Here is a 10,553-nt window from a genome sequence, read left to right as displayed (position 1 = left end):
CTGTGCTTTGAGCCGATAAAAGGATAGCTTTGGGCATAAAAGGGTATAAAAATCGATAAAGTAAAGGATTTTTTCGCCATGCCGACAGCCGGATGACGTGTTGTAGAAGTGTTAAAATCAGGCAATTTTTTCTAACAAAATCACGGAGTAAGTTGTGTCTGTTAATTTATTAATTATCAAAAAGTGAGCGGTATGCGGGGGTCGAACCCGTGACCTTCGGCTTGGGAAGCCAACGCTCTGCCAACTGAGCTAATACCGCAGAATCAATAAATTAAATTGTGTGAGAGAATGAGCCGATACCGGGACTCGAACCCGGGACCTATTCATTACGAATGAATTGCTCTACCAACTGAGCCATATCGGCAAGATTTTAAATTGCGGTGCAAAGATACTTTATTTTTATTTAAATACCAAATTCTTTATTATATATTTTATCGAATTCAGCTCTTAGCGCGTCTTTATCAATAATAATCTCTCTGATCTTTATCAGATTATGTTCGTTTTGAGAATGCCGTATCCAGAGACGGATATATCCATTTACAGAGTATTTTTCATCCATATGCTTTTTAAACCTTTCCCACTGTTGTTCTTTCGTTTGTGTGGGATTATGCTCTATCCCATATAGAATCGCTCTTTTAAATACGATGTCTGGTTCTAAATCGCGATCTGCTTCTGCAATAATTTTACCATAGATAGATCTTGGCGAATGGCTACAGTTGGCTCGATGGTCCTCTACAGCTGTTTTCATAATGAGAATTTGATCGTTAGAAAACCATTTTTTGAGACGGGCATCAGAATATAGAATTTTGCCCCCTGTAATGTGATGAATCGCCCTCGGCCCATCCATTCCCAGATCATGATAAGCCGCAATGACATAAGCCATATCTATGTTTGCACCAACCTGACGTGCTAAAGTAAGTGAGTTTCGGATGACCCTCGTTACATGTTCAATGCCATGACTTCGGCCAAACTTATTGTATCGTGGGAGAATGTTTTTTTCAACAAACTCCATGAGATCTAAATTTACCTGTTCTTGCATAACACAAAACTAAAGAATGAATAGGGCTATTGAACACATTATTCCAAAGATGAGCATATTTTTCGCGGTTTTTCCTAAAATGATGTTTAGCTCTTTTCCCTGCCAGATTTCTCCCATTTTTTTGTATGTGCAGTAGTGTAAAAAAAGATATGGGAGACTGACAATAATAATGGCGATCAGTTCTCTTTGCGGCGTGGTGGGAGAAAGCGTAAAAGCGATTATCACAAGAATAATTCCTATTATTCCCGCAAGCAGATATAGTTTAATCCCAATCTTTGCGCCAACTCTCGTTATCAGTGTAAACTTCTTGGAAGCTACATCATTATCTCTGTCTCTAAAGTTGTTGATTAATAATAATGTATCAATAATAAAGCCGCATGCCAATGAAAGAAGGAAGACCTGACCTGTTATCGTTTGTTGCTCTTTGGGTAGTACAATATAGTAGGTCATGCAGATTGGAATTACGCCGAAAAATATTAGAACGAGGATGTCGCCAAGTCCTAAATATGATAGTTTCGTAGTATATAAAAAGCAAAAGATAATACAGCAAATTCCAACAAATACCATTTGCCATCCTCCATAATAAATAAGGGGAAGCCCCATCAAACAAGCGAAAAGTGTCGTAAATATGATAGCGGATTTCATTGCGGTTAAGGTTATCCAGCCTTCTGCGCATGCTCTGGGCGGTCCGAGCCTGGTATCATTGTCATTGCCACGTTTGAAATCGAAATAGTCGTTTATCAAATTCGCGTCAATTTGCATAATAAAAGCAAAAATGAAACATAATATAGCCGCAACGGCCTGAAAATTAGAGCCATTGCTGTTTTTCAGAGCCATTGCTGTTCCTATCATAACAGGAACAGCTGCCCCGGAAAGAGTTTTTGGACGTATGGCTTTTATCCACGCCTGTATAGAATTAGTTTTTATTTCTTGGTCGCTCATAATTAATTAAAGAAATTCCAGCTTAGACCAAGACGAAAGATTCTCTCATTTAGCGCATAGTGCGGTGTCGAGAAATAACGTTTATCGCCCATCCCCGCATTTACATGGCTATACATGACAAAGAAGCGCGTATGTTTGAGATGAAAATTAGCATAAACATTAACCAAGGGGTAATTACCTATTTTTATACGGGTGTCCGCACCATTATCCGTTGCGGAGTTTGTCTGCACAGCGAATTGCCCCAATGCCGGACTATAGTCAGGAGCATAGTAATTCGTGAAATATCTGACATCTGCGCCAAAATCACAATTAAGAACCTTGGCAATCTTAAACCTTAAATATAAGTTTGAATACAGATTTAGATCAGGTACGGGAAGTTGGCTCTGATCACTGGTTTTTTGATAAGTAATTACGTTTTCCCAATTAAACGGCCCGATTTTGAAGTCCTGTATTAATTGAGCCGTAAACAGGTTTATCGGTTTACTACCTTGTCTAACTGTTACATCAGTCTTTGTATGCCTCTCTCCCTCGGTTAGATAGCTTTGAGCAAGGTAAGTATAATTATTGATATTATCGACAGCAATCCTTAGTTTCGTTCTCGTTTTTGTATACGAAAGTACACCTTGGATTCTCGTATGAGTAATTCTTTCCATATTGTCGTTATCCCACCAAAAGTGGCGACCATGGTAATGGCGGAAATAAAACGCAGGTTTAACTCTGTGTATGAACGCATCTCCTATAAGCGATAACGTATCGCCAAACAAACTAAAATTAATATCTGCGTTTGCGTCAATCTTTAAATCACCTGAATTTGGACCGGCTACAGTCGCTTCTACCGTTGCCAGATAGTGTAAAAACTTACCTTGGGCCTTACAGAGTTGCCCTCCTATATTGATGCCGTTTTCGGTATATGAGCTAATACCTACTGAATCAGGAAGATTGAAGTGCTTTAAGTCCCAAGTAACAAAACCTTTAAGGCCCGCCTTGGCCCATTTATTGAAACCTTCAAGCAGTGAGATGGCAAATACGTTTGATAAATGGTAGTGGGTGGTTTTATCGTATATGGAATCTCCTGAGAGCTTCTCTTCTACTTTATAGGTATTGGCATAGAAGTTTTCCGGTGTCTGATAAGCCTCGTATATACGGCGATAGTTGTCAAAATTGAAGGTGTGAATGAAACTTGTCACAGGGACAAATTCATTTTTTATCCATGACGTATCTTTACTCTCTTTATTTTGAACACTTAACAGGCTGTCTGCCGCAGATTTTGTCAATTGTATGCGTTCGTCTTTTCCTGTATTTATTGGAGGATCGATACCCGCGATAGAAGCATCTTCCGGACGTCCCATAGCTCGTTTTTCGGCCTTTTTACCTTTTCCTCGTTCTGTATCTGTTGCGGAGTTTTCGTTTTTCCTCTTATTTTCTTCAGCTGACGCCATGGCAAATTTCTTTGCTTTGATTTCGTCAGCAGTCATAGGAACTTTTCGGTTGAAGCCTATACTATATTTGTGGTTGAAAAAAAAATGTAGATTATCATTTCTATTCCAATTGCGTTGTAAAATCGTTGGAATTTCGTTTGTTGAATAGCTATCTGAAAAACTTTCAGGATGAGTTATGTAATCATCATTTGCCAGACCTCCATTCTCCGCAATCTTCTGGTGATTTGTTGAAAATAGCAGGTGCGCTTGATACCGGTCGCCTATATACGATCCGTAGAGACTATAATTAAAGTGTGATGTGCTTTGATTTTGATAATATCCTCGTGCGTATAAGTAGTCAAACTTAAAGCCTACGCCAATTCTTTTACCTGCGTTTACGCCAAATTTAGCGATGAAATGATCATCCCCGTTTGTCTTGTCGCCGGAATTGTCATAAGTAAGATTTGTAATAGGGGATAATGTATTCGTAAAATGGAATTCATCTACAGGTGTTACAAAAAAATCCAATGGATTTACAAAAAGGAATTGATTCTCGCTATTCCGATCTATGAATATCCTATTCAATCTGGGTGATCCCAGGTTTCCTGTCGTATTATATTCGCCTCGTAATTCCGAAGTGAATATACTATTCATAAACATGTGCGAAATAGTATCGGGTAAAGCGGCTTTTCTTTCACCAAATCGTTTGTCTATTGTCCAAACCTTGATTCCTTTCGGGATTTCTTTGTCAGAGCCTAATGAATCCGTTTTGTTAGAATTGCGTCTCGATATATTGCCCGAGGGGTCCATTTGGTTGTATTGACTATCATCTATTTGTGCTTGTAATGGCAAGACAACAAATAATAATGTCAAAATAGAGGCTATCGTCTTCATTATTTATTTATGGAAAATGCGCAGAGAAACTTCAGTGATTTTAACCGTGACAGCAAATATCAAAACAAAACTACCTATACTTTGATAAGATGACATGGTATATAGGCAGGCTCCGACAATAGCGGTCACAATAAATATGATATTAAGTATATTGCGTATTTTAAATATAACATTACCTTTGTGATCCGTATTTCTCAAACGATGTTTGGGCCTTACGGCGTAGCCCAAATGATCCTGTTTATTCTTTTGCGTCATTGATTTTTAAAAGCTACTTTGATAGTGTCAAATATCTGATCTTTCCTGTCAATAGTCTTGCGTCTGAATTTGGCAGTCAGACGATTCAACTTATTACCTTTTTTATTGAGCGCTTCTTTGTCAGTAATTATATCTTCTGCCTTGGCCTTAAATCCGGATGGCCGATCTGTCTCATATTCGTAAGAGATACGTTCTAAAGTTACATTTAAATTCCCGTCTTCACATTTTGCGATAATTGTATAATTAAAGATGGCTCTGTCAAGCGATAAGAAATTATTACTAAAAACCAACCATTCTTTAAACTTGGCTGCTATTACATGATTCTGGGGATTGACAAGCGCAATTGAACTTTCATCAAACTGATTTTCCCCTTCTGTTAAAACTGTAAGTTGATTATATACAGTATTATATATCTCTTTAGCAGTGCGATTAGGGATTTGCAGTTTTAAAGTGAATCTCACTTTTCCATCAGGGGTCGTTGGAACAGCGCCGGCAAGGTATTTTTTGTCGTTGTCTATGCTATTGTCATTGCGTAAAACTGTTTTTGTTGTTTCATGTGTCTTTTTGGACGAAGGTGGAAGAGTCCAGCCTGTAGCGGTAGAATCCAACTTTAAAGTCTCTTTGCTTTTGTCGGATTTCTCTGCTTCTGCCATCTCTTTTTGGGCTTTTTCCAATTCTTTTTGAGCCTTTTCGAGTTTTTTCTGAGCTTCTTCCAAGGTTCTTTTATTACTTTGAGCACATAATGATCCCGGCAAAATTATGGCCATGAATAATGTAATATACAATTTGATGGTCTGTTTTGTGAACATAATTATAACTTATCTTGTTGAACAAAATTACGAAATAAAAGTGTTACCGTCGACAATAGTCTGATTATAATTGTATAATTTAACATCCTTTCAGTGGGAGGCGGAATTGTCAGAAGTTATTGAGCGATGTTCAAGCCTATTTTAGTTCTAATTGCTCTTTTAGCCTTGCAAGCTCGTCGCGATATTGTGCTGCTTGTAGGAAGTCTAAATTACGGGCTGCTTCTTTCATCAATTCTGTTGTGTTGGCAATACTCTTTTCAAGTTCGGGACGTGTCATTCGTCTCACAATCGGATCTGCTGCAAATGCGCCAAATTCTGGTTCTATATATACTTGGCTGGTTTTTCGACCCGTTTGAATAGGATTACCTGTTTGAGTGGTAGGTAGAATATTGCTAACAGCTTTTACGATCTGCTTGGGTTTTAAGCCATGGCTTTCATTGTATTGCATTTGGATAACGCGCCTTCTTGACGTTTCATCAATTGTCTTTTGCATGCTTTCAGTGATCGTGTCTGCATACATGATAACTTTCCCATTGACATTTCTTGCGGCTCTGCCCGCCGTTTGAGTCAGGCTCCGATGGGAACGTAGGAAGCCTTCTTTGTCTGCGTCGAGAATGGCAACAAGAGAAACTTCCGGCAAATCAAGTCCCTCCCTTAACAAATTTACACCTACAAGAACGTCAAAAACTCCCGCTCTCAGCTCATTCATGATTTTTACACGATCGAGCGTGGCTACATCACTATGAATATAGTTCGCTTTAACATTATGATTAAGTAGGTATTCTGTAAGTTCCTCCGCCATTCGTTTGGTCAAGGTTGTGACAAGGGTTCTTTCTCCTTTTTCTGTTCGTGTGATGATTTCATCCAGCAAATCATCAATCTGGTTGTCGCTGGGGCGGACTTCTATTTCCGGATCAAGTAGTCCTGTGGGGCGAATAATTTGTTCTACAATAACTCCTTCTGATTCGTTTAGTTCATAGTCTGCCGGTGTTGCGCTGACATAAATAATCTGATGGATTAAATTATGGAATTCGTCAAATTTTAGTGGACGGTTATCAAAGGCAGCGGGTAGACGGAAACCGTATTCTACTAAGTTTCGCTTCCTGGCCCGGTCACCACCATACATGGCGTTGATTTGTGGCACACTGACATGACTTTCATCAATTATCATCAAATAATCTTTGGGAAAAAAATCAAGCAGGCAGTATGGCCGGTCACCGGCTTGTCGTCCGTCGAAGTACCTGGAATAGTTTTCTATACCGGAACAATGTCCAAGTTCTTTAATCATCTCCATATCGTATTCGACCCGTTCCTTAATTCTTTGAGCTTTAATGGGATCATGCTGTTCATTGAAGTAATCAATCCGGGCTGTTAAGTCGTCTTGGATGTGGTATATTGCGCTCTCTGTTTGTTCTTTTGAGGTCACAAACAGATTGGCAGGGTATATCTTATATTCTTCAAATGTAGCAAGTCTTTTAAATGTAACAGAGTCTATTTCTTCTATCGAATCGATTTCTTCATCCCACCATGTAACTCTGAGAATGTGGTCACTGTAAGCCATGAATATATCAACAGTGTCTCCTTTTACGCGGAAGTTTCCACGTTTCAATTCTATATCATTTCTTGTATACAAGGCTTCTACCAAACGCCTTAAGAAAATATTTCTATCCGTTTTATCATTAACCTTAATGCTGATAATACTGGACTGCATGGCTATAGGTCCGCCCATGCCATAAATACAGGATACGGACGAGACGACGATAACATCTTTTCGTCCCGACAGTAAAGCTGATACTGCCCCTAATCGCAATTTGTCTATTTCTTCGTTGATAGCCAAGTCTTTTTCTATGTAAACGTCGGTTGCGGGAAGATAGGCTTCTGGCTGATAATAGTCATAATATGAAACATAATACTCGACCGCGTTGTCCGGGAAGAAATTCTTCATTTCTTCATACAGTTGAGCTGCCAATGTCTTGTTATGGCTAAGAATGAGTGTTGGTTTGTTTACATTTGCGATGACATTGGCCATTGTGTATGTTTTGCCTGAGCCTGTCACCCCCAACAAAACTTGCGCGAAATCCCCGTTTTCAATACCCTCGGTCAGTTGCCGGATAGCTTGTGGCTGATCGCCTGTAGGAGAAAATTTTGAAGTCAGTTTAAAATCCATTGCCGCATATTTAGGATTGCAAAATTACTAAAAAAGCATATATTTATCTAAATAAGGATTCCGTTTTTGCATAAATTAGTTGTCGAGGCTTTGTAAATCATGGAATTATAATTAACTTTGCAACTCAAAAATGTAAATTTAGATGAAGAAAACAACAGTCTTTTCAATCACTCTAAGTGTTTTCTTATTGAGTAGTTGTGCGCATGAATTCAATCATGTTTACAAGTCTTCCGATAATAGTTATCGTTATGAATTTGCCAAGGAATGTTTTGCGAAAGGCAAATATACCAATGCGATAACGCTTTTGTCCGAATTAATTACTGTAGAAAAAGGTACTGAGAATGCCCAGGAAAGTCTTTATATGTTAGCTATGGCGAACTATTATAATAGAGATTACGAAACGGCTGCTCAGACTTTTAAACGTTATTACCAGTCTTATCCTCGAGGTGTTTACGCGGAAATGGCTCGCTATTTTGAAGGACAAAGCCTATATTTAAGTACCCCTGAGCCGCGTTTGGATCAATCCGAAACCGTAAGCGCCATTTCTGCCTTTCAAGAGTATCTTGACGCTTATCCCGATGCAAGACTCAAGAAAGAAGCACAGCAGCATTTGTTTGAGTTGCAGGAAAAACTCGTTGAGAAGGAACTTCATACTGCTCGTCTGTATTATGACCTTGGCCCATATTTCGGTAATTGCACAGAAGGAGGGAATAATTTTGAGGCTTGTATCGTTACGGCTCAAAATGCGTTAAAGGATTATCCCTATACGGATAAGCGTGAAGAATTTTCTGCGCTTATTATGAAGAGTAAATACGAATTGGCGCGGCAGAGCGTTGAAGCGAAGAAGCTGCAGCGGTATCAAGACGCAGAAGATGAATGCTATGGATTTATCAATCAATATCCTGATTCCAAGTTGCGTCCAACGGCAGAAAAGTATATCGCCAAATGCAAGAGTGTGACAGGAGAACAGAATGCTGACAATCAATCAATAAACAAATAAATTAAAAACTCAATATAAAATTATGGATTACAAAAAGTCTAAAGCTCAAGTTAACACCGTGACGCGTAATATCATGGATCTCTGTGAAGAGACGGGTAATATTTATGAGAGTGTTGCTATTATAGCCAAACGTAGTAATCAGATTTCATTGGAAATCAAACAGGATTTGAATAAGAAACTGGCCGAATTCGCTTCGTACAATGATTCTTTAGAAGAAGTTTTTGAGAATCGCGAGCAAATCGAGATTTCACGCTATTATGAAAAATTGCCAAAGCCAACTCTTTTGGCAACTCAAGAGTTTATTGATGGTAATATATATTGGCGTGATCCTTCAAAGGAGATAGAAGAAAATTAATTGAGATGATTCAGCGGAAACAAACATTATATCTTTTTATAGCTGTCATCATTAATATCGTCAGTCTTTTCTTGCCATTGGGGAAGCTCGTTCCTCAAGGCATGGGAGTTGCTCCGGTGCTTTTCAATATAGGTATTAGAGACGCGCAAGGAACCATTGATTTGGTGGCCAGCCCGCTTTTTACATTATTATCTGTCAACATAATATTGTCTGTCTTTGCCGTATTTCAGTTCAAGAGACGCGTGCTTCAAGCCAAACTCTGTGTATTGGGTATGTGCTTATATATGGCATGGTATGGCTATTTGGTGTTCATATTGACGCATAGCATGAATTCCGGTGGCGATTTCAAAATGAATTTCAACGTATGTCTGCCTTTGGTTTCGTTGATTTTTACTTTCATGGCTCGCAAGGGTGTTTTGGCCGATGAGAAATTAATAAAGAGTATGGACAGAATTAGATAGTCTGTCCATACTCTTTATGGTTTCTTGGCCTTTCTCACTTTCTTTATAGCTCTCATTCATACAAGCTTTGCTACAACGATACACTTGATATTTACTTTTGATAGTAAGTACCTAATTCTTATGAAAAAGTTTGCGATTCTTTTTATTTTCTTTTATTGTGGATTCAACACTTCTGCACAGCTACGCTGGAACTCTGTGTATCAGTCTTATATAGATCAATATAAAGATTTGGCAATCCAGGAAATGCTCCGCTATAATATCCCGGCCAGCATAACATTGGCCCAGGGATTGTTTGAAAGTGCGGCAGGAAGAAGTGAATTATCCCTAAAAGGAAATAATCATTTTGGCATTAAATGTCATGGCTGGACCGGGCGCACTGTCTATCATCATGATGATGAGCAGGGCGAGTGCTTCCGTGCTTATGATAATGTCTTAGAGAGCTTTGAAGATCACAGTAAGTTTTTATCCGGGCAACAGCGCTATGCCAGACTATTTCAGTTGGATCGCCGTGATTATAAAGGATGGGCTAATGGTCTTAAAGCGTGTGGCTATGCCACCAATCCCCGTTATGCAGATCGTCTTATAGAGATTATTCAGCTGTATCGACTTTACCAATACGATGAGGCAACACACTATGATAAGTTTTTGGCATATCATTCCGCTGTAGATAAACCTGTCGGCAGCGGGCAGCTTCTTCATCCCATTTCCATTTATAATAAAAATTATTGTATTAAGGTTAGGCCGGGTGATACCTTTAAGGCTATTGGTAAAGAAATTGGCATTTCATACAAGAAAATAGCTAAGTATAATGAGCGTGGCAAAGATGACGCATTGCAGGTTGGTGAAACAATCTATCTGAAAAAGAAACAAAGGCATGCGGAGAAAATTTATAAACACAGGCCTCACATTGTTAAAGCAGGAGAAAGCATGTACTCGATAGCCCAATTCTATGGTATTCGGCTGAAGAGCTTATATAAAATGAATCATCTGTCACCCGATTACGAAATACGAGTGGGTGAAGCATTGCGTGTATATTAATTACCGTTTACAAAAATGTTTTGCCTGTAGTAGTGCCTGTCGTTAATTTTCTACCATTAATTTCTTTGCATTCCCAATCCATATTATGGGGGCAGTAGAAAATTAGTGGGGACAGGTTTGCAAGTATCGATGATATCTACCGCACCCTGAATTATCTTTACATATACCATCAAAA

9 protein-coding genes and 2 tRNA genes are annotated in these 10,553 nt (G+C 38.9%); 4 read left to right on the top strand and 7 right to left on the bottom strand.

Going from position 1 to position 10,553, the window contains the following annotated elements; all coding sequences use genetic code 11:
* Window positions 1-186: 186 nt before the first annotated feature.
* The 7 genes from JHU38_RS11720 to uvrB all read right to left on the bottom strand — a co-directional run bounded on the left by JHU38_RS11720 (window position 187) and on the right by uvrB (window position 7,524).
* A tRNA-Gly gene (locus JHU38_RS11720) sits at window positions 187-259 on the bottom strand.
* A 32-nt stretch (window positions 260-291) separates the two neighbouring features.
* Window positions 292-364: transfer RNA gene (locus JHU38_RS11715), tRNA-Thr, on the bottom strand.
* 39 nt (window positions 365-403) lie between these two features.
* Window positions 404-1,039: an HD domain-containing protein gene (locus JHU38_RS11710; RefSeq protein WP_107582563.1), complete on the bottom strand. Its 636-nt coding sequence runs from the start codon at window positions 1,037-1,039 to the stop codon at window positions 404-406.
* A 9-nt stretch (window positions 1,040-1,048) separates the two neighbouring features.
* The gene (menA, locus tag JHU38_RS11705; RefSeq protein ID WP_107582564.1) at window positions 1,049-1,981 is read right to left on the bottom strand and encodes a 1,4-dihydroxy-2-naphthoate octaprenyltransferase; all 933 of its coding nucleotides are present in this window, start codon (window positions 1,979-1,981) and stop codon (window positions 1,049-1,051) included.
* A gap of 2 nt (window positions 1,982-1,983) precedes the next feature.
* On the bottom strand, window positions 1,984-4,293 hold the full coding sequence (locus tag JHU38_RS11700; RefSeq protein WP_107582565.1) for a putative porin: 2,310 nt from the start codon (window positions 4,291-4,293) through the stop codon (window positions 1,984-1,986).
* A gap of 251 nt (window positions 4,294-4,544) precedes the next feature.
* Entirely contained in the window at window positions 4,545-5,357 is an 813-nt protein-coding gene (locus JHU38_RS11695; protein WP_232369959.1) for a DUF4468 domain-containing protein, read from the bottom strand.
* 136 nt (window positions 5,358-5,493) lie between these two features.
* The gene (gene uvrB / locus JHU38_RS11690; protein WP_107582567.1) at window positions 5,494-7,524 is read right to left on the bottom strand and encodes an excinuclease ABC subunit UvrB; all 2,031 of its coding nucleotides are present in this window, start codon (window positions 7,522-7,524) and stop codon (window positions 5,494-5,496) included.
* A 142-nt stretch (window positions 7,525-7,666) separates the two neighbouring features.
* Here uvrB and JHU38_RS11685 point away from each other — a divergent pair, with 142 nt between their 5' ends.
* The 4 genes from JHU38_RS11685 to JHU38_RS11670 all read left to right on the top strand — a co-directional run bounded on the left by JHU38_RS11685 (window position 7,667) and on the right by JHU38_RS11670 (window position 10,378).
* Window positions 7,667-8,524 (top strand): outer membrane protein assembly factor BamD, encoded by an 858-nt coding sequence (locus JHU38_RS11685; protein ID WP_107582568.1) that lies wholly within the window; start codon window positions 7,667-7,669, stop codon window positions 8,522-8,524.
* Between the two features lie 22 nt (window positions 8,525-8,546).
* A complete protein-coding gene (locus tag JHU38_RS11680; protein ID WP_107582569.1) occupies window positions 8,547-8,879 on the top strand; it encodes a DNA-directed RNA polymerase subunit omega in 333 nt (110 codons plus the stop codon).
* A gap of 5 nt (window positions 8,880-8,884) precedes the next feature.
* Complete coding sequence (locus tag JHU38_RS11675) at window positions 8,885-9,340, top strand: DUF4293 domain-containing protein (protein WP_107582570.1); 456 nt, start codon at window positions 8,885-8,887, stop codon at window positions 9,338-9,340.
* 120 nt (window positions 9,341-9,460) lie between these two features.
* Window positions 9,461-10,378 carry a glucosaminidase domain-containing protein gene (locus JHU38_RS11670; RefSeq protein ID WP_107583138.1) on the top strand — a complete coding sequence of 306 codons (918 nt, stop codon included), beginning with the start codon at window positions 9,461-9,463 and terminating at the stop codon, window positions 10,376-10,378.
* Window positions 10,379-10,553: the final 175 nt, after the last annotated feature.

The sequence above is a fragment of the Prevotella illustrans genome (genome assembly GCF_017426725.1).
GTDB classification, from domain to species: Bacteria; Bacteroidota; Bacteroidia; order Bacteroidales; family Bacteroidaceae; genus Prevotella; species Prevotella illustrans.
Note: the sequence above shows the minus strand (reverse complement) of the source record. Positions and strands in the feature narration are given on the sequence as shown.